General features: G+C 65.7%; 14 protein-coding genes. 9 read left to right on the top strand and 5 right to left on the bottom strand.

The annotated features are described in order from the left end of the window. Positions 1-72: 72 nt before the first annotated feature. The 6 genes from catC to JYG34_RS15030 all read left to right on the top strand — a co-directional run bounded on the left by catC (position 73) and on the right by JYG34_RS15030 (position 6,137). Positions 73-363 carry a muconolactone Delta-isomerase gene (gene catC / locus JYG34_RS15055; RefSeq protein WP_213657200.1) on the top strand — a complete coding sequence of 97 codons (291 nt, stop codon included), beginning with the start codon at positions 73-75 and terminating at the stop codon, positions 361-363. Between the two features lie 36 nt (positions 364-399). Next, complete coding sequence (gene catA, locus JYG34_RS15050; RefSeq protein WP_213657199.1) at positions 400-1,314, top strand: catechol 1,2-dioxygenase; 915 nt, start codon at positions 400-402, stop codon at positions 1,312-1,314. A gap of 143 nt (positions 1,315-1,457) precedes the next feature. Continuing rightward, positions 1,458-2,651: a benzoate/H(+) symporter BenE family transporter gene (locus JYG34_RS15045; RefSeq protein ID WP_213657198.1), complete on the top strand. Its 1,194-nt coding sequence runs from the start codon at positions 1,458-1,460 to the stop codon at positions 2,649-2,651. Positions 2,652-2,723: 72 nt separating this feature from the next. After that, the gene (locus JYG34_RS15040; RefSeq protein WP_213657197.1) at positions 2,724-3,974 is read left to right on the top strand and encodes an OprD family porin; all 1,251 of its coding nucleotides are present in this window, start codon (positions 2,724-2,726) and stop codon (positions 3,972-3,974) included. A 117-nt stretch (positions 3,975-4,091) separates the two neighbouring features. Beyond that, positions 4,092-5,165: a metal-dependent hydrolase gene (locus tag JYG34_RS15035; RefSeq protein ID WP_213657196.1), complete on the top strand. Its 1,074-nt coding sequence runs from the start codon at positions 4,092-4,094 to the stop codon at positions 5,163-5,165. 60 nt (positions 5,166-5,225) lie between these two features. After that, positions 5,226-6,137 (top strand): LysR family transcriptional regulator, encoded by a 912-nt coding sequence (locus tag JYG34_RS15030; protein WP_213657195.1) that lies wholly within the window; start codon positions 5,226-5,228, stop codon positions 6,135-6,137. A gap of 6 nt (positions 6,138-6,143) precedes the next feature. On the opposite strand, the gene JYG34_RS15025 is transcribed toward JYG34_RS15030, so the two are convergent. From JYG34_RS15025 to JYG34_RS15005, 5 genes are all read right to left on the bottom strand, one after another. Then, complete coding sequence (locus JYG34_RS15025; RefSeq protein ID WP_213657194.1) at positions 6,144-6,776, bottom strand: LysE family translocator; 633 nt, start codon at positions 6,774-6,776, stop codon at positions 6,144-6,146. Between the two features lie 228 nt (positions 6,777-7,004). Continuing rightward, positions 7,005-8,102: an alkene reductase gene (locus JYG34_RS15020; protein ID WP_213657193.1), complete on the bottom strand. Its 1,098-nt coding sequence runs from the start codon at positions 8,100-8,102 to the stop codon at positions 7,005-7,007. Between the two features lie 229 nt (positions 8,103-8,331). Further along, complete coding sequence (locus tag JYG34_RS15015) at positions 8,332-10,032, bottom strand: P-loop NTPase fold protein (RefSeq protein ID WP_213657192.1); 1,701 nt, start codon at positions 10,030-10,032, stop codon at positions 8,332-8,334. Between the two features lie 142 nt (positions 10,033-10,174). Further along, entirely contained in the window at positions 10,175-11,185 is a 1,011-nt protein-coding gene (locus JYG34_RS15010; RefSeq protein ID WP_213657191.1) for an aldo/keto reductase, read from the bottom strand. A 168-nt stretch (positions 11,186-11,353) separates the two neighbouring features. Further along, on the bottom strand, positions 11,354-12,895 hold the full coding sequence (locus JYG34_RS15005) for an FAD-dependent oxidoreductase (RefSeq protein WP_213657190.1): 1,542 nt from the start codon (positions 12,893-12,895) through the stop codon (positions 11,354-11,356). 185 nt (positions 12,896-13,080) lie between these two features. On the opposite strand from JYG34_RS15005, the gene JYG34_RS15000 reads away from it, so the two are divergent. Genes JYG34_RS15000 through JYG34_RS14990 form a run of 3 tightly spaced genes read left to right on the top strand, consistent with a single transcriptional unit; the run spans position 13,081 to position 18,773 of the window. Continuing rightward, positions 13,081-14,223 carry a MexC family multidrug efflux RND transporter periplasmic adaptor subunit gene (locus JYG34_RS15000; RefSeq protein WP_213657189.1) on the top strand — a complete coding sequence of 381 codons (1,143 nt, stop codon included), beginning with the start codon at positions 13,081-13,083 and terminating at the stop codon, positions 14,221-14,223. A gap of 15 nt (positions 14,224-14,238) precedes the next feature. Next, the gene (locus JYG34_RS14995; protein WP_213657188.1) at positions 14,239-17,367 is read left to right on the top strand and encodes an efflux RND transporter permease subunit; all 3,129 of its coding nucleotides are present in this window, start codon (positions 14,239-14,241) and stop codon (positions 17,365-17,367) included. After that, positions 17,367-18,773: an efflux transporter outer membrane subunit gene (locus JYG34_RS14990; RefSeq protein WP_213657187.1), complete on the top strand. Its 1,407-nt coding sequence runs from the start codon at positions 17,367-17,369 to the stop codon at positions 18,771-18,773. The genes JYG34_RS14995 and JYG34_RS14990 overlap by 1 nt, the downstream gene beginning before the upstream one ends. The last annotated feature ends 57 nt before the right edge of the window (positions 18,774-18,830 follow it).

Genomic DNA, 18,830 nt, shown 5'->3' with positions numbered 1-18,830 from the left:
GCCGGTGTTCGCGGCTGAAGCCGCTCCTACAGGGCCCCCCGCCAGATCAACGACATACGCAAGGAGAGACACATGCTGTTCCACGTGAAGATGACCGTGAACCTGCCGCTGGACATGGACCCGGCCAAGGCCGCGCAGCTGAAGGCCGACGAGAAAGCATTGGCCCAGCGCCTGCAACAGGAAGGCACCTGGCGCCACCTGTGGCGCATCGCCGGGCACTACGCCAACTACAGCGTGTTCGACGTGCCCAGCGTCGAGGCCCTGCACGACACCCTGATGCAGTTGCCGCTGTTCCCCTACATGGCCATCGAGGTCGACGGCCTGTGCCGTCACCCTTCGTCGATCCACACCGACGACCGCTGAACCCCACACGACAAGAACAACACGAGGTACCTGATCATGACCGTGAAGATTTCCCATACCCCTGACGTGCAGCAGTTCTTCGAAGAGGCCGCAGGCTTCGGCAACGACAACGGCAATCCGCGCCTCAAGCGCATCGTCCAGCGCGTGCTGCAGGACACCGCGCGGCTGATCGAGGACCTGGAGGTCAGCGAGGACGAGTTCTGGCACGCCGTCGACTACCTCAACCGCCTGGGCGGGCGCGGCGAGGCCGGGTTGCTGGTGGCGGGGCTGGGCATCGAGCATTTCCTCGACCTGCTGCAGGACGCCAAGGACGAACAGGCCGGCCTCACCGGCGGCACCCCGCGCACCATCGAAGGCCCGCTGTACGTGGCCGGGGCGCCGATCGCCCAGGGCGAGGCGCGCATGGACGATGGCAGCGAGGACGGCGTGGCCACGCTGATGCTCCTCGAAGGGCGGGTGCTCGACCCCAGCGGCCAGCCGCTGGCAGGCGCCACCGTCGACCTGTGGCATGCCAATACCCGTGGCACCTACTCGTTCTTCGACCAGAGCCAGTCCGAGTACAACCTGCGCCGGCGCATCGTCACCGACGCCGATGGTCGTTACCGCGCGCGCTCCATCGTGCCGTCGGGGTATGGCTGCGATCCGCAGGGGCCGACCCAGGAATGCCTGGACTTGCTCGGCCGCCACGGCCAGCGCCCGGCGCATATCCACTTCTTCATTTCGGCGCCGGGGCATCGGCATCTGACCACGCAGATCAACCTGTCCGGCGACCGCTACCTGTGGGATGACTTCGCCTATGCCACCCGTGACGGGCTGGTGGGGGAGGTGGTGTTCCGTGACGGCGAGCAGGGGCGTGTCGCCGAGCTGAAGTTCGACTTCCAGTTGCAGAAGGCGCAGGGCAGCGAGGCCGAGCAGCGCAGCGGCCGGCCGCGGGCCTTGCAAGAGGCCTGAACCACCGAGGTGGCTTCTTCGCGGGCAAGCCCGCTCCCACAGGGAATTTGCAGGTCTTGTGGGCGCGGGCTTGCCCGCGAAGAAGGCGACACAAGAACAAGAGCCGGTCATCGAGGCTGGCCAACCGTTTCCGGTGAGATGCCATGAATACCCTGATCAAGGACTGCTCCCTGTCCGCCGTGGTCGCCGGCTGCATCGCCACGCTGATCTCCTACGCCGGCCCTCTGGTGATCATCTTCCATGCCGCCGAAGCTGGCGGCCTGTCCCACGCCCAGCTGTCCTCGTGGGTCTGGGCGGTGTCCCTGGGCAGTGGCGCGCTCGGCCTGCTGCTCAGTCTGCGCTACCGGGCCCCCGTGGTGATCGCCTGGTCGATCCCGGGCTCCGCGCTGCTGGTCACCGCCTTGCCGCAGTTGGGCCTGGCGCAGGCGGTGGGCGCCTACCTGGTGGCCAACCTGATCGTGCTGCTGATCGGCCTGAGCGGTGCGTTCGACCGCCTGGTCGCCCGGCTACCGGGCTCCATCGCCGCCGGCTTGCAGGCCGGGATCCTGTTCAGCTTCGGCACCGAGGTGTTTCGCGCGTTGCCGGTGCAACCTGTGCTGGTGCTGGCGATGTTCGTCACCTATGTGCTGATGCGTCGCGCGCAACCGCGTTATGCCGTGGCGGCGGTGCTGGCGGTCGGTGCGCTGGTGACCCTGGCCAGTGGCGAGTTTCGTGGCGGCGAACTGGTGCTGGCGCTGGCCTCGCCGCAATGGATGGTGCCGCAGTTCAGCCTGCTGGCGACGCTCAACCTGGCCTTGCCCCTGGTATTGGTGGCGCTCACCGGCCAGTTCATGCCGGGCATGGCGGTGCTGCGCAACGCCGGCTACGGCACGCCGGCCAGCCCTTTGATCAGTGCCAGCGCGGTGGTGGGCGCCTTGCTTGCGCCGTTCGGCTGCCATGGGCTGAACCTGGCGGCTGTCACCGCCAGCCTGTGCACGGGGCGCGAGGCCCATGAAGATCCGCGCCGCCGCTATGTGGCCGCAGTGGCGGGCAGCGCGCTGTACCTGGTGCTGGGCATCGCCGGCGCCACCCTCATCTCGCTGTTCGCGGCGTTCCCCGCCGCGCTGGTGGCCACGCTCGCCGGCCTGGCCCTGTATGGCGCGATCAGCGAGGCCCTGACACGCAGCCTGGCCGACCCCGGCGAGCGCGACGCCGGGTTGTTCACCTTCCTGGTCACGGCCTCGGGCGTGGCCTTCCTCGGCTTGTCGGCGGCGTTCTGGGGCTTGCTGTTCGGGCTCCTGGCCCATGCCCTGGGCAGCCTGCGTCGCCCTCGACCACAAGCCGCAACCGCCGAGTAGGGAGGCCTACTTCGGCATCACCCCCACGGTTCAGCGCTTCATCACATAACAACAAGATCAGAGAGCTTCGGAATGAACCACACCCCTTGTGTCGCCATCGGCCTGAGCCTGCTCAGCCAACCTTTGCTGGCCGCCGACGGCGGCTTTTTCGAGGATGCCAAGGCCAGCCTGAGCGCCCGCAACTATTACTTCAGCCGGGACTTCTCGGATATCGTCGGCGCCAATCGGCAATCAAAAGCCGAGGAGTGGGCCCAGGGTTTCATCCTCGATTTCAAGTCCGGCTACACCCCCGGCACCGTCGGCTTTGGCGTGGATGCGTTGGGCCTGCTGGGGATCAGGCTCGACAGCAGCCCGGACCGGGTCAACACCGGGCTGCTGCCGGTGCATGGCGATGGCCGCGCCGCCGGCGAGTACAGCCGCCTGGCGCCGACGTTCAAGGCAAGGCTGTCGAAAACCGAGTTGCGTGTCGGCGAACTGCAACCCAACCTGCCGGTGCTGACCTTCAGCGATATCCGCCTGCTGCCGCCCACCTACCAGGGCGTGAGCCTGAGTTCCGCTGAACTCGATGGCCTGACCCTGCAAACCGGTCACCTGAGTTCCAGCCACCTGCGCAACGAAGCGGGCGACGGCAAGCTCAACGCCATGCTCGGCCATGTGCCCCAGCGCCAGGTCGCCAGCGATGCCTTCAACTATGTGGGCGGCGACTACGCCTTCAACGCCAGCCAGAGCAGCCTGAGCCTGTGGTATGGCCAGTTGGAGGATATCTACCAGCAGGGCTTCGTCGGGCTCAAGCACAGCAAGCCGCTGGGCGACTGGGTACTGGGCGCCAACCTCGGTTACTTCAGCGCCCGTGAAGACGGCGACGCGTTGCTGGGCAACATCGACAACCAGGCGTTCTTCTCGATGCTCACCGCGCGGCTTGGCGGCCACAGCTTCGGTGCCGGCTACCAGGCCATGTACGGCGACAGCCCGTTCCCCCGGGTGTTCGCCAACATCACGCCGCTGGGCAACGAAGTGCCAACCTACGAGTTCGCCTACACCGACGAGCGCTCCTACCAGTTGCGCTACGACTACAACTTCGCCGCCCTGGGCATTCCCGGGCTGACGGCGACGGTGCGCTACATCACCGGCAACAACGTCGACACGGGGCAGGGCTTCGAGGGCAAGGACCGCGAGCGCGACATCGACCTGGGCTACGCGGTGCAGGGCGGGGTGCTCAAGGGGCTGGGGATCCGGGTGAGGAACGCCATGGCGCGGTCGAACTACCGCAGTGATATCGACGAGAACCGCCTGATCCTGGTGTACACCTGGCAGTTGTTCTGATCCGCTCGGCCCTGTTTGCCGGCAAGCCGGCGAACAGGGCCGGTGCAGGCATTCAGATTTGCACTGGCTGGCGGTATGCAGGTAGGTTCCGCGAATCATTCTTGTGGAGCCTCCCTTTTGGACTCACTCACCCAAGCCGTCCTCGGCGCCGCCCTGCAGGGCACCGTGCTGGGCCGCATCCAGGGCCGTCGCTCGCTGTTCTACGGCGCCGCCCTGGCCACCCTGCCGGACCTCGACGTGGTCATCCGCTACGCCGACCCGGTGTCACGGATGACCTATCACCGCGGGTTCTCCCATTCGCTGTTCGTGCTCACCGGCCTTGCGCTGCTGCTGGCCCTGTTGGTCACCTGGCTGGGGCAGCGGCGCTGGCCCGAGAAGGGCTACACCTGGCCGAGGGCCTTCCTGGCGTTCTGGCTGGTGCTGGTCACCCACCCGATCCTCGATGCCTTCACCGTCTATGGCACCCAGCTGTTCTGGCCCTTGCAGCCGATACCGGCGAGTTGGGCGGCGGTGTTCATCATCGACCCGGTCTATACCGTGCCGTTGCTGCTGGCGGTCGGCTACGCGCTGGTTCGTGGCCTGGCCGGCAGGGCAATGCCGATGCTGGCCCTGGCGTTGGCCTTCAGCACCGCCTACCTGGGCTTCGGCCTGGCCGGGCGTGTCGCCGCCGAGCACCGCTTCCAGCAGGCGCTGGACCAGCAGGGTATTGCCGTGAGCGAGGTGCGCGCAGTGCCGCTGGCCTTCAACAGCCTGATCTGGCGGGTGCTGGCGAAGACGCCGGAGGGCGATTACTACGAGGGCGTGAGCAGCTGGTTCGACCGTGCGCCGCCAGAGATGCAGCGCCAGCCGCTGAACCTGGCGGCGGCGCAGGTGCTCGAAGGCGTGCCGCTGTACGAGCGCCTGCGCTGGTTCACCGGCAACTGGCTGCGCTACGACGTGGTGGGCGATTCGCTGGTGGTCAGCGACCTGCGCATGGGCACCCCGGGCAACTACAGCTTTCGCTTCGAGATGGCTCGCCGCGACGGGGCCGGGCAGTGGGCCGCGATCCAGCCACGGCCGTGGACTGGCGCTGGGGTCAGTTCGATGTTCAATGCCGAGGACCTCAAGCTGATCTGGCGACGCATCCTCGCGCCGCAACCGCCGTTGCCGCTGGCCAGCTGGATGGACAAATACCTGTCCCAGGCGCGCTGACCCTTGCAATAGGCCCAAACGCACCCATCTAGCAGGCCTTGTCTTGTCCAGGAGCCCAGCATGGAACCCAACCGCTTCGGCGATATCGCCGCCTTCGTCAGCGCCGCGAAGGCCGGCAGCTTCACCGCCGCGGCGGCGAGCCTGGGGCTGACCCGCTCGGCCGTGGGCAAGAGCATCGCCCGCCTGGAGGCGCGCATGGCGGTGCGCCTGCTCAACCGCACCACGCGCAAGCTGAGCCTGACCGACGAGGGGCTGGTGGCGTTCGAGCGCTGGCGGCAGATCCTCGACGACCTGGACGAGGTCGAGACCACCATGGCCCAGCGCCGCAACAAGCCCTCCGGCACCCTGCGCCTGACCGCGCCGTTGTCGTTCGGCCAGCGCCACGTGCTGCCGATTCTCGATGCCTACCTGAAGCAGTGGCCGCAGCTGCGCGCGGATATCCGCTTCACCGACCGTTTCGTCGACCTGGTCGAGGAGGGCGTCGACGTGGCCGTGCGCATCGGCGCGCCCAAGGAGGACTCGCAGCTGCTGACCCGCACCGTGGCCTGGCAGCAGTTCGCCACCTGCGCCTCGCCCGAGTATCTGCGCCAACATGGCACCCCGCAGGTGCCGGCGGACTTGTACGGGCATGACAAGATCGCGTTTCTGGCGGGGGAGAAGGCCAGCCCCTGGCGCTTTCGCACCGAGCAAGGCCTGCACCTGTGCGAAGAGCCGGGGCGGCTGAATATCGACAGTTCCGAGGCGATGCTCGAAGGTGCGCGGGCGGGGTTCGGGTTGATTCACCTGCCGACCTACATCACCGGGGGTGACCTGCGCAGCGGGGCGCTGGTGGAAGTGCTGCACGATTTCCGACCGCCCGCCGACCCGATCCGTATCGTCTATCCAAGCCGCAGGCACCTGTCGCCGCGGGTGCGTGGGTTCATCGACCTGCTGGTGGCGCGTTGGGAAGGTGGTGTGCCCTGGGAGGCCTAGTGCGGCCTACCCCGCCCTGGCATTGAGCAGGCGCACGCCCAGGCCGATGAACAGCGCGCCGCTGGCCCGCTTGAACCAGGCGGCCAGGGACGAGGCTTTCAGGCGCACGCCGAAGCGGTAGGCGGTGAAACAATAGAACGAATGCACCAGGCAGACGATCAGCGAGCCGCTCAGGTACATCGCCGCGAACTGGCCGAAGATCGGCCGCCCGGGCTCGAGGAACTGCGGCAGGAAGGCGCAGAAGAACACCAAAGTCTTGGGGTTGCTCACCGAAACCAGGAAGGCCTCGACGGCGATGCGCCATTGTGTCTGGGGCGCTGTCACTACTGCCGGGGCGGCCGCAGCCGAGGTGCCGCTGGGCGCCAGCAGTTGGCGCAGGCCTAGGTAGATCAGGTAGCCAGCGCCGGCCAGCTTCAGTACCAGGAATGCCGTGGGCAGCGAGATCAGCAGGGCACCGACGCCCATGGCCACGGCGGTGATGGTCAGCAGTTGCGCGGTAAGGTTGCCGAACAAGGTCATGCCCATGCCGGAGGGGCCGTAGCGCAAGGCGTTGCGCACGGTCAGCAGGACGTTGGGGCCGGGGATGAGCGAGGTCAGCAGGTAGGCGAAGGAGAAGGTCAACCAGAGGTGCAGGGCCATGGTGCGCGTCCTTTGCGCGGGGAAAGCTGCACAATGCCAGCAACCTGATGAATTCACCATGGTGTTCGCCAGCAAGGCTGGCTCTTACTGGTGGGAGTAACTGTCTTGCAGAGTATTCGCAGTCACGCTTGCCCTTGGGGAGCGGCCTTGTTTCGCGAAAGGGCCGCTCCCACAAGGATCGCGCATGGCTTGAGGGGAAGAAGGGCGCTTGCGGCGCCCTTGCTGCAATCAAGCCTGTTTCAGGACGGGATAGTCTGTATACCCCTCGGCCCCGTTGGCATAGTCGAACTGCGCCCGGTGTTCGTTCAGTGGTGCCTGCAGCCGGAGGCGTTCCACCAGGTCCGGATTGGCAATGAACGCACGGCCGAACGCCACCGCGTCGATCAGCCTGCGGCTGAGCAAGTCTTCGGCTTTTTCGACCGTGTAGGCACCTGCCGCCACGATCACCCCCGGATAGACCGCGCGAATCGCCTCGCGGAACTCGTCGCGCAGCGGTTGGCCACCGGCCCAGTCCGGTTCGGACAGGTGCAGGTAGGCCAGGTTGCGCTTGGCCAGTTCGCCAATCAGGTACAGCCCGGCCGCTTCCTGGTCCTCGCCGTTGTCGACGCCATTGAAACCACCCAGCGGGAAGATGCGGATGCCCACCCGGTCGGCGCTCCACTGGGCGATGGCAGCGTCCACCGCTTCGAGCACGATGCGCGCACGGTTTTCGACACTGCCGCCGTAGCGGTCGTCGCGAATGTTGGCGCTGGGGGTGAGGAACTGGTGCAGCAGGTAGCCATGGGCGGCGTGCAGTTCGATGAAGTCGAAGCCGGCTTCGCGGGCGTTGGCGGCGGCCTGGCCGAAGTCGGCGACGATCGCGGCGATCTCGGTTTCGCTCAGGGCGCGTGGCGTGGAGGTCTCGACGCGAATCACCTTGCGCTGTTCGTCACGCAGCGAGGTCCGGGCGTTGGCCGGCAGCGCGGAAGGCGCCACTGGCGCGTCGCCGTTTGGTTGCAGCGAGGTGTGTGACACGCGGCCGGTGTGCCAGACCTGCACCGCGCTGTGGCCGCCGTCGGCGTGGATGCCTTCGTTGACCCGGCGCCAGGCGGCGATCTGTTCGGGGGTGTGGATGCCCGGGGAACCGGAATAGCCCTTGGCCTGGAAGGAGATCTGCGTGGCTTCGCTGATGATCAGCCCGGCGCTGGCGCGCTGACGGTAGTACTCGGCCATCAGAGGGGTCGGTACATCGCCGGGTTCCAGGCTGCGCAGGCGGGTAAGCGGTGCCATGAAAACCCGGTTGGGCAGCGTCAGAGGGCCGAGCTTGAGAGGTTCGAAGAGTTTCATCGGGGCTCCATCGGAAAGGTGATTCGATGGTGCGCACGATACCGAGGTGATTGGGGAAAGGGGGGACCGATACCCCGGCGCGTGGCTCCCCAATTGGAAGCGCTTGGAAGATATCGACTTGGCACGTTGTGCTCCGCAGAGCTGAATATGGAGCACAACGCTGAGTGAGGTGCTTAGATTGACGCGGGTGAGTGAGCTCCCGTCTGACGGTAGGCGCAACGATACCTCGTCACGAGAAGTTGGGGTGAGTGTTTGGCGAGATGTTTATATTCCGTGAACTGAGTATTCGCCCAATGATAAGTGCTAGGCGAGAATTGCCTTCGGCTTGCATGATACGACGACAAGCTTCTCTGAAACTTTCAAGTCCCGCCTCGAATTCCTTGCTCAGTCCACCAGTGTTGAGTAGTGAGAATACACCCTCAAAGAAATACTCCAGTCGGCGACCAGATAAGGACTTGATTGTTGCAATGAAATCTTCCGGCGATGCATGCCCAAGGCACTGTATTTCCCTTCCACCCCAGCCATTGTTTACAAAGGTATTTTGAATGGCGTCTTCCAGAGACAAGGGCAGATGCTGGGCTGCTCTCGTATGATCATACAGTCTGCGTATTGCGGGATGAAGCGTGTCTGTCGAGCCATGGTCGACTAGTGTGTTGTCCAGTCGGTCGGAGATAGACACCTTGATGCGTGGCTCGTTCTGGTTAATCCAGGCCTGGACCAGACGAGACTCAAGGGCGGCCTCGTCTATTTCCGTGAGGACTTTTGCAATCGCGCTAACCTCTGAGGCGTTCAGGTGAGAGACGTTTTCAATGAAGAACTCGGAAAGGTGAACCAGTTCTTGCTGGTCAAGACATGGGGTCCAGTAATACAGCTCAAAAAAGTGCTGCATCTCTTTGTGTGTGTGCCGGGCTTCTTCGTCGTTTAATTGTGATTTTATGTAATCTTCGATAGCTGCCCGGTTGGTGATTCCTGTGTTTAGGTAGTCGATTACAGTTGTTTGGTATGCATCGGTTGAACTGATGCCTACTTTTTCTAGTAAGGCATCCCATTCTGCTTCCGGTGGTGTGGACGAACCGCCTGAGATGAGCTTTTTCAACCTGTTGTGCTTCAGTATGTAGTCGTGTGAAATACCGGAGCTGATGCCTCTGTAATGAATTGCAGTTAACAGCAAGGTGCTTGGGTAAGTTTTCTGGATGGTGGCGGGGGCGAGCGGGAAATGCGGGTGAAGTAGTGTTTCCAAGGCGGTTAGAGTCTTTTTTATGACTCTTATGTTTGTGATGTTCAGTTTTTCAATGATTGCTTTCGCGTCTTCGATGTGAGGCTCTTCGAAGTCGCGTGCTGCGATGTCGAATGCCTCTTTCGCACTGGGGTTTAAAGAGATTTCCAGGTCAATGACCTTTTCATGAAGTGCTTTCCAGGTCTCGGAATCTTTGAGGTTTTCTGAGCTGAGCAACAGAAGGAAGCGGGTTTTGTGTTGTTCTGCATACTCGTTAATAAAGCCGAGCACTTCATCCAGCTCTAACGACTTATGTTTTCTCTCGATGTCGTCTATTACGACTAGTCTGTTTTTTAATAGTTTTGGCAGGCTGAGTAATATTAGCTCCTCGGAAGCAAGGCCTGGAATAAATTTTCCTGCGACTCCTTTTAAAATTGAGCCGCCTAGCTTTATGAAGTCCTTGTAGGTGTTGTCGTTTATGGAGGCTGCATCCTGCAGTACTCTAAGCTTCAACTCGCTTAATGTCTTGGCGCCAAATATTGAGATGTATAGAGGTTTTGCCTGTTCGTTTTGTGCGATTTTGGTACTGACGGTTTTCCAGAGCTCCGTCTTCCCTGAGCCCCATTTCCCGGTGAGAGTTATTACGTTGTGCTTTTTAGCTTTCAATGCCGCGGTGAGTGCTTCGTTAGTGATTTCATAACCGTTCTTTGTCATGGGTCACTGCCTTGTGATTAACGGGTTTGGTGTGCTGTTCAGTACGTGAGCTCAGATCGGTCGAACATGCTTGCGAGGAGTCTAAAGCAGATGAGTTACAGCGGGGAGCAGGGGAGGTGCCTCCCCTTTTCCACGTTTTTTATCAGTCTCGTGACGGACGCCCGGTCACGAAATGCGCCACGTCGTTGAACCCCGGCGTTGAGGCATGCCCCGGCGTCACCAGCGAATCGATGAAGGCTTCGTCCTCGACCGTGACCTTCACCTCCAGCGCTCCGGCGTAGGTATCCCACTGCGCCTCGGTGCGCGGCCCGACGATGGCCGAGCTTACCAGACGATTGTTCAGCACCCAGGCAATGGCGAACTCGACGATGCCGACGCCCTTGGCCTCGGTGTAGGCGTGGATCTTCTGGGCGATGGCCAGCGACTCCTGGCGCCATTCCACCTCCATGATCCGCTTGTCCTGGCGCCCGGCGCGGCTGCCGGCATCCGGTGTCGAGCCTGGTGCGTACTTGCCGCTGAGCACGCCACGGGCCAGGGGGCTGAATGGCACCACGCCCAGGCCGTGGTAGGCGGCGGCAGTCAGCTGCTCGGGCTCGGCCTGACGGTTGACGATGTTGTACAGCGGCTGGCTGACCACCGGCTTGGCCACACCCAGGCGCTCGGCGACGTTGCAGATCTCGGCGATGCGCCAGCCGCGGAAGTTGCTCACGCCCCAGTAGCGGATCTTGCCCTGGGCCAGCAGGTCGCCGATGGCGCGCACGGTCTCTTCCAGCGGCACCGAGTGGTCCTCGCGGTGCAGGTAGTAGATGTCCAGGTAGTCACTGCCCAGGCGCGTGAGGCTGGCTTCCAGGGCGTTGAACAGGTGCTTGCGCGACAGGCCGCTGCGGTTGGGTATGCCGTCGGCCGGGCCGTAGCCGGCTTTCGAGGCGACGACCCAGTCCTGCCGGTTGCGTGCCACCGCCTCGCCGACGATCTCCTCCGAGCGCCCACCGTTGTACACGTCGGCGGTGTCGATGAAGTTGATGCCTTGGTCCCAGGCCTTGTCGATGATGCGCAGCGCGTCTTCGGTGCCGGTCTGCTCACCAAACATCATGCTGCCCAGGGTGAGGGCCGAGACTTGCAGGCCAGAGTGGCCGAGGGGGCGGTAGATCATGCTCGCGGGTCCTTGTCAGGCGATGTGATCCAGTGGTTTTACACATAACCGCACCGGTTTGAAAGGGCCGGTAGGAGCGGCTTCAGCCGCGATGCAGGCGACGCGGTGCCTGGTACCCGCTTCGCGGGTGATCGCGGCTAAAGCCGCTCCTACAGAGGTTGGGCCAAATCATTGAGTCATGTGGCTAGCGGTGTCGATCAGTTCGCGGGCTTCGCGGCTTGACAGCGGCCGCTTCATTCGCTGCGACAACATGGCCATGGCGTTCGAGTAGCCCTTGGCGATCACCGCTTCGACCTCGTCGTCGATGCACTGCAAGGCGATGAAGTCGCCCTGTTCCGGCTCGCCGACGAACTCGATGCGGTTCCAGTAGCGGCCATGCCCGAGCACCTCGTAGGTGCGCCCGTGCTGGTAGGTCCAGAAGAACGGCACGTCGTCATAGCGGCGCCGCTCACCGAGCATGTTGGCGGCGGCGATCACACCATGCTGCTGGGCCAGGCGCCAGTGCTCGATACGTACCGGGCGCCCGGCGAGGGGAAAGCGGGCGATGTCGCCGGCCGCCCACAGGCCGTCGCTGGCTTGCAGATGGGCGTCGACTTCGATGGCGCCGTCCTCGCCCAGGGGCAAACCCTGCACATAGCGCGTGGCGGGGGAGACGCCGGTGCCCAGCAGCACCAGCGGGGTTTTCAGCCGTTCGCCGTTGGCCAGCATTACTGCCTCGACCCGTTCCTTGCCTTCAAAGGCGGTCACCTCGGTCGGCCCATGGAACACCACGCCCTTGCGTTCATGCAGCTCACGCAGCGTTCGGCCAATGCGCTCACCCAGCTGCTTGGCCAGCGGGACCGGATGGCGCGTGACCACATGCACCTGCAAGCCGTACTTGCGCAGGGCCGAGGCGGCCTCCAGGCCGATGAAGCCGTCGCCGACGATCACCACCGGCTGGCCGGGCTCGGCCAGGTCGAGCAGGCGCGCGGCATCTTCCCGCGAGCGCAGCACGCAGATGCCGGGCAACTGTGTGCCAGACAGGTCCGGGCGCCGGGGTTTGCCACCGGTGGCCAGCAAGGCGGCGTCGTACTTGAGCACGTTGCCGTCGGCGAGCGCGATCTCGCGCTTTTCGACATCCAGCGAGCGAACCTTGGCGTGCAGGCGTTGCAACTGGCCCCGGCGCAGAGCGTCAGGCTCCAGCAGCGACGGCACTTCGTCAGGGGGCATCTGCCCGGCGATGACGAATTTGCTCAGGGCGGTGCGATCGTAGGCGCTTTGCGGCTCCTGGTCGATCCACACCAGCCGCCCGCCGAAGCCATGGCCCAGCAAGGTCGCCACGGCGGCGCTGCCCGCCGCGCCCGCGCCGATGACGACAAAGGTGCGGGCATCGCTGTGCAGGGGCGGGTCGGCCCTGGGCAGCGGCTGGTCGTCCACCCAGACCTGGCCGTCCTTGAGCTGCACCGGGTAGCGGCGCAGGTCGACCAGTGCCGGCGGCTCGCACACCGCGCCTTCGTCCACGGCGAACGCCGCCTTGTGCCAGGGGCATACCAGCAGGCCGGCGCAGACCACCCCTTCCTCCAGGGGCGCTCCGGCATGGGGGCAGTTGCCCTGGTAGGCGCGCACCTGGTCGCCGTGGCGCACCAGGATGACCTCTTCAGTACCGGCCTGGACTCGCAGCGGGCGCTGCTCATCGAGCTCGGCGAGGGTGGCGACGGCGTGCAGGGTCATGGGGCGTTCTCCTGAGTCCAGTGTGCTCATTTGACGCCTGCCCATGGCCAAGGGTGCCGCGAGGCGACGACCGGCCATCGTGATTACAAACTTTAACAGTGGATTCAAATGAGACTAAATTGACTCAATAACGCTTCGTGAGTACCATTCGCGCCGTTTTCAAATCAAAGGCTCGGGTGAAATTCATGGGCAACTTGCGTGCAATTGGGATGGTCAGCCTGCTGACGGCGGCGATCGCGCTGTCGGGCTGCGACGGGGCGGATCAGCCGCAGGCCGCGGCCGAGGTGGTGTATCCGGTGGAGGTGGTGACCGTGGCTGGCGAGTCGTTGGCCCTGGCCTCGACCCTGCCGGGCCGGGTCGAGCCGATGCGGGTCGCCGAAGTACGTGCCCGGGTGGCCGGGATCGTCCTGCACAAACGCTTCGAAGAGGGGGCCGACGTCAAGGCCGGCGATGTGCTGTTCCAGATCGACCCGGCACCGTTCAAGGCCGCCCTGGCGCGGGCCGAGGGCGACCAGGCACGGGCCCAGGCGGTGCAGCAGGAAGCCCAGGCGCGGGTCAAGCGCTACGAGCCGCTGGTCAAGATCGAAGCGGTCAGCCAGCAGGACTTCGACAGCGCCACCGCCGAGTTGCGCAGCGCCCAGGCCGCCGTACGTTCGGCCCAGGCCGACGTGCAGACCGCGCGCCTGAACCTCGGCTATGCCACGGTCACCGCGCCGATTTCCGGGCGCATCGGCCGCGCCCTGGCCACCGAAGGTGCATTGGTGGGGCAGGGCGATGCCACGCTGCTGGCGCGTATCCAGCAGCTCGACCCGATCTATGTCGACTTCACCCAGTCCGCCGCCGATGCCCTGCGCCTGCGCCAGGCTTTGAAGGACGGCGCGTTGGCCGGTGGCGACGACAAGGCGCTGACGGCCCAGGTCGAAGGCACCGACTACCAGCGCCAGGGCGCGCTGATGTTCACCGATGTGGCGGTCGACCGTGGCACCGGCCAGGTCAGCCTGCGCGGGCGCTTCGACAACGCCGACGGCATTCTCCTGCCGGGCATGTACGTGCGCGTGCGTACCCCCCAGGGCACCGACCAGCAGGCCATCCTCGTGCCGCAACGCGCCGTGCAGCGCGGCAGCGATGGCGAGGCGCGGGTGATGGTGGTGGGCACCGGCAACCTGGCCGAGGCGCGCAGCGTGCGCACCGGCGTGATGCAGGGCGCGCGCTGGCAGATCACCGAGGGCCTGCGCGCCGGTGACCAGGTCATCGTCGGCAGCCCGGCGGGCCTGGTTCCGGGCACGCCGGTCAGCCTGGCCCAGGCACAACAGGCCGCAGCGCAATAAGGCGAGGGTAGCGAGATGTCCAAGTTCTTCATCAATCGGCCGAACTTCGCCTGGGTCATGGCGCTGTTCATTTCCCTGGCCGGCCTGCTGGTGATCCCGGCGCTGCCGGTGGCCCAGTACCCCAGCGTGGCACCGCCACAGATCTCCATCACCGCCAGCTACCCGGGCGCGTCGGCCAAGGTGCTGGTGGAGTCGGTGACCAGCATCATCGAAGAGTCGCTCAACGGCGCCAAGGGCCTGCTGTACTACGAGTCCACCAACAACTCCAACGGCGTCGCCGAGGTGCTGGTGACTTTCGAGCCCGGCACCGAGCCGGACATGGCCCAGGTCGATGTGCAGAACCGCCTGAAGCAGGCCGAGGCGCGCATGCCCCAGGCGGTGCTGACCCAGGGCCTGAAGGTCGAGCAGGCCAGCTCCGGCTTCCTGCTGATCTACGCCCTGACCAGCAAGGCCAGCGACAGTGGCGACACCACGGCCCTGGCCGACTACGCGGTGCGCAACATCAACAACGAACTGCTGCGCGTGCCCGGTGTGGGCAAGCTGCAGTTCTTCGCTTCAGAGGCGGCCATGCGGGTCTGGGTCGACCCGCAGAAGCTGGTGGGCTACGGCCTGTCCATCGACGACATCAATAACGCCATCCGCGGCCAGAACGTCCAGGTGCCGGCCGGTAGTTTCGGCAGCACCCCGGGGGCCAGCGAGCAGGAGCTGACCGCGACCCTGGCGGTGCAGGGCACCCTCGATACCCCCGAGGCGTTCGCCGGCATCGTCCTGCGCGCCAACCCGGACGGCTCCCGCGTGCTGCTGGGTGATGTCGCGCGCCTGGCCATCGGCAGCGAGAACTACAACCTGTCCTCGCGCCTGGACGGCAACCCGGCCGTGGCCGGCGCGGTGCAGTTGGCGCCCGGCGCCAACGCCATCCAGACCGCCACCCTGGTCAAGGAGCGCCTGGCGGAGCTGTCGCAGTTCTTCCCCGAGGGCGTCGAGTACTCGGTGCCCTACGACACCTCGCGCTTCGTCGACGTGGCCATCGAGAAGGTGATCCACACCCTGATCGAAGCCATGGTGCTGGTGTTCCTGGTGATGTTCCTGTTCCTGCAGAACGTGCGCTACACCCTGATCCCGTCGATCGTGGTGCCGGTGTGCCTGCTGGGCACGCTGATGGTGATGAAGCTGCTCGGTTTCTCGGTGAACATGATGACCATGTTCGGCATGGTGCTGGCCATCGGCATCCTGGTGGACGACGCCATCGTGGTGGTGGAGAACGTCGAGCGGCTGATGGCCGAGGAAGGCCTGTCGCCGGGGGCGGCCACGGCCAAGGCGATGGGGCAGGTGTCCGGGGCGATCATCGGTATCACCCTGGTGCTGGCGGCGGTGTTCCTGCCGCTGGCGTTCATGTCCGGCTCCGTGGGGGTGATCTACCAGCAGTTTTCCGTGTCGCTGGCGGTGTCGATCCTGTTCTCCGGCTTCCTGGCCCTGACCTTCACCCCGGCGCTGTGCGCCACGCTGCTCAAGCCGGTGCCCCACGGCCACCACGAGAAGGGCGGTTTCTTCGGCGCCTTCAACCGCGCCTTCGCCCGCGTGACCGAGCGCTACTCGGTGATGAACAGCGCCCTGGTGGCCCGCGCCGGCCGCTGGATGCTGGCCTATGTCGGCATCCTGGTGGTGCTCGGTTACTCCTACCTGCGCCTGCCGGAGGCCTTCGTGCCGTCCGAGGACCTGGGCTACAGCATCGTCGACGTGCAACTGCCACCGGGCGCCAGCCGGGTGCGTACCGACCACACCGCCGAAGGCCTGGAGCAGTTCCTGATGTCCCGCGAGGCGGTGGCCAGCTCGTTCATCGTCAGCGGCTTCAGCTTCTCGGGCCAGGGCGACAACGCCGCGCTGGCGTTCCCCACCTACAAGGACTGGTCCGTACGTGGCCAGGAACAATCGGCCGAGGCCGAAACCGCGGCGATCAACGCGCAGTTCGCGGCCAATGGCGACGGCACCATCACCGCGGTCATGCCGCCGCCGATCGACGGCCTGGGCAACTCGGGCGGTTTCGCCCTGCGCCTGATGGATCGTGGCGGCCTGGGCCGCGAAGCATTGCTGGCGGCCCGTGACCAGCTGCTGGCCCGCGCCAACGGCAACCCGGTGATCCTCTACGCGATGATGGAAGGCCTGGCCGAGGCGCCGCAGCTGCGGGTGCAGATCGACCGCGAAAAGGCCCGCGCCCTGGGCGTGAGCTTCGAAACCATCAACAGCACCCTGGCCACCGCCTTCGGTTCGGCGGTGATCAACGACTTCACCAATGCCGGGCGCCAGCAGCGCGTGGTGGTGCAGGCCGAGCAGGGCGAGCGGATGACCCCGGAAAGCGTGCTGCGCCTGTATGCGCCCAACGCCAGTGGCGAGCAGGTGCCGTTCAGCGCCTTCGTCACCACCCAATGGGAAGAGGGCCCGGTGCAGTTGGTGCGCTACAACGGCTACCCGTCGATCCGTATCGCCGGCGACGCCGCGCCTGGCTACAGCACCGGCCAGGCCATGGCCGAGATGGAGCGCCTGGTCAGCGAGCTGCCGCCTGGCATCGGTTACGCCTGGACGGGCCTTTCGTACCAGGAAAAGGTCTCCAGCGGCCAAGCCGCTGGCCTGTTCGCCCTGGCGATCCTGGTGGTGTTCCTGCTGCTGGTGGCCCTGTACGAAAGCTGGGCGATCCCGCTGACGGTGATGCTGATCGTGCCGATCGGCGCCCTGGGCGCGGTGTGGGCGGTGATGCTCACCGGCATGCCCAACGATGTGTACTTCAAGGTTGGTCTGATCACCATCATTGGCCTGGCGGCGAAGAACGCCATCCTCATCGTCGAGTTCGCCAAGGAACTGTGGGAGAAGGGCTACAGCCTGCGTGACGCCGCCATCGAGGCCGCGCGCCTGCGTTTCCGGCCGATCGTGATGACTTCCATGGCCTTCATCCTCGGCGTGGTGCCGCTGGCCATCGCCACCGGCGCCGGCGCGGCCAGCCAGCGCGCCATCGGTACCGGGGTGATCGGCGGCATGCTCAGCGCCACCTTGCTGGGGGTGGTGTTCGTGCCGATCTGCTTCGTCTTCGTGCTGACGCTGCTCAAGCGCAAGCCTGCCCCTGTGAAACATGCGGTCGAGGCCGTGGAGTGATGGACATGCGTAATTTCGTTTTGCCCTGTGCGCTGGCCTTCGCCCTGGCCGGTTGCTCGCTGGCGCCGACCTACCAGCGCCCCGAGGCGCCGGTCGCGGCCCAGTGGGGCGATGCGGCGGCCCACCAGGGCCGTGCGGTGGAGCAACTGGACTGGCAGGCGTTCATCGTCGACCCGACACTGCGCCAGTTGGTCGCCACCGCGCTGGACAACAACCGCTCGCTGCGCCAGACGTTGCTGGATATCGAGCAGGCCCGCGCGCAGTACCGCATCCAGCGTGCCGACCGGGTGCCGGGCCTGAACGCCGGGGCCTCGGGGAACCGCCAGCACCTGCCGGCGGAGCTGGCCAGCGATGGCCGCGAAGGGGTGGGCAGCACCTACCAGGTGGGGCTGTCGCTGCCGGAGTACGAGGTGGACCTGTTTGGCCGGGTGAAAAGCCTGAGCGACGCGGCCCTGGAGCAGTACCTGGCCACCGAGGAAGTTGGCCGCGCCGCGCATATTGCCCTGATCGCCGATGTCAGCCAGGCCTACCTGACCCTGGACGGCGCCGAGCGTCGCCAGGCCCTGACCCGCCAGACCCTGGCCAGCCGCGAGGACTCGCTGGCCCTGGTCGGCCAGCGCCGTTCGGCCGGCACCGCCACCGCCCTGGACCACCAGGAAGCCCTGGGCCTGGTGGAGCAGTCGCGGGCCGAGCTGGAAACCACCGTGCGCCAGCAGCGCCAGGCCTACAACGCCCTGGTGTTGCTGCTGGGCAGCGCGGACGTGGCCAAGGCGATTCCCGCCGAGCGCGGCGAGGCGCCGCTGGTCCTGCAGGACATCGCCCCGGGCGCGCCGTCGGTGCTGCTCGAGCGCCGCCCGGACATCCTCGCCGCCGAGCACCGGCTGCGGGCGCGCAACGCCGATATCGGCGCGGCGCGGGCGGCGTTCTTCCCGCGGATCAGCCTGACCGGCAGCTTCGGCACCTCCAGCGCGCAGATGTCCGGGCTGTTCGACGGCGGTTCGCGCAGCTGGAGCTTCATGCCGCAGCTGTCGCTGCCGCTGTTCGACGCCGGGCGCAACAAGGCCGGCCTGAGCCTGGCCGAGGCGCGCAAGGATTCGGCGGTGGCGGCCTACGAGGGCACGATCCAGACCGCCTTCCGCGAAGTGGCCGACGCCCTGGCCGCCACCGACACCCTGCGCCGCGAGGAAGCGGCGCGCCGGGCCCTGGCCGACACCAGCCGGGCGACCGTGGCGCTGGCCAAGGCGCGCTACGAGGGCGGGGTGGACAACCACCTGCGCTACCTCGACGCCCAGCGCAGCCACTATGTGAACGAGGCGACCTACATCGAGGCCAGTACCCAGCACCAGTTGGCGCTGGTCGACCTGTTCCGCGCCCTGGGCGGCGGCTGGCCGACGCAAAACCTGTAGGAGCATCGCCCTGAAGACCTCCTTTGGTTGGGTATTCCAGCCACCTCGGCCCCTGGA

The organism is Pseudomonas entomophila (genome assembly GCF_018417595.1).
GTDB classification, from domain to species: domain Bacteria; phylum Pseudomonadota; class Gammaproteobacteria; order Pseudomonadales; family Pseudomonadaceae; genus Aquipseudomonas; species Aquipseudomonas entomophila_C.
Note: the sequence above shows the minus strand (reverse complement) of the source record. Positions and strands in the feature narration are given on the sequence as shown.

Bases quoted from the DNA above. Each gene is read 5' to 3' on its own strand.
- JYG34_RS15000 (WP_213657189.1), top strand. From the start codon at position 13,081: ATGGGCAACTTGCGTGCAATTGGGATGGTCAGCCTGCTGACGGCGGCG.
- JYG34_RS15045 (WP_213657198.1), top strand. From the start codon at position 1,458: ATGAATACCCTGATCAAGGACTGCTCCCTGTCCGCCGTGGTCGCCGGC.
- JYG34_RS15030 (WP_213657195.1), top strand. From the start codon at position 5,226: ATGGAACCCAACCGCTTCGGCGATATCGCCGCCTTCGTCAGCGCCGCG.
- JYG34_RS15010 (WP_213657191.1), bottom strand. From the start codon at position 11,185: ATGATCTACCGCCCCCTCGGCCACTCTGGCCTGCAAGTCTCGGCCCTC.
- JYG34_RS15005 (WP_213657190.1), bottom strand. From the start codon at position 12,895: ATGACCCTGCACGCCGTCGCCACCCTCGCCGAGCTCGATGAGCAGCGC.
- JYG34_RS15020 (WP_213657193.1), bottom strand. From the start codon at position 8,102: ATGAAACTCTTCGAACCTCTCAAGCTCGGCCCTCTGACGCTGCCCAAC.
- JYG34_RS14995 (WP_213657188.1), top strand. From the start codon at position 14,239: ATGTCCAAGTTCTTCATCAATCGGCCGAACTTCGCCTGGGTCATGGCG.
- JYG34_RS15040 (WP_213657197.1), top strand. From the start codon at position 2,724: ATGAACCACACCCCTTGTGTCGCCATCGGCCTGAGCCTGCTCAGCCAA.
- JYG34_RS15025 (WP_213657194.1), bottom strand. From the start codon at position 6,776: ATGGCCCTGCACCTCTGGTTGACCTTCTCCTTCGCCTACCTGCTGACC.
- JYG34_RS14990 (WP_213657187.1), top strand. From the start codon at position 17,367: ATGGACATGCGTAATTTCGTTTTGCCCTGTGCGCTGGCCTTCGCCCTG.
- catC (WP_213657200.1), top strand. From the start codon at position 73: ATGCTGTTCCACGTGAAGATGACCGTGAACCTGCCGCTGGACATGGAC.
- JYG34_RS15015 (WP_213657192.1), bottom strand. From the start codon at position 10,032: ATGACAAAGAACGGTTATGAAATCACTAACGAAGCACTCACCGCGGCA.
- catA (WP_213657199.1), top strand. From the start codon at position 400: ATGACCGTGAAGATTTCCCATACCCCTGACGTGCAGCAGTTCTTCGAA.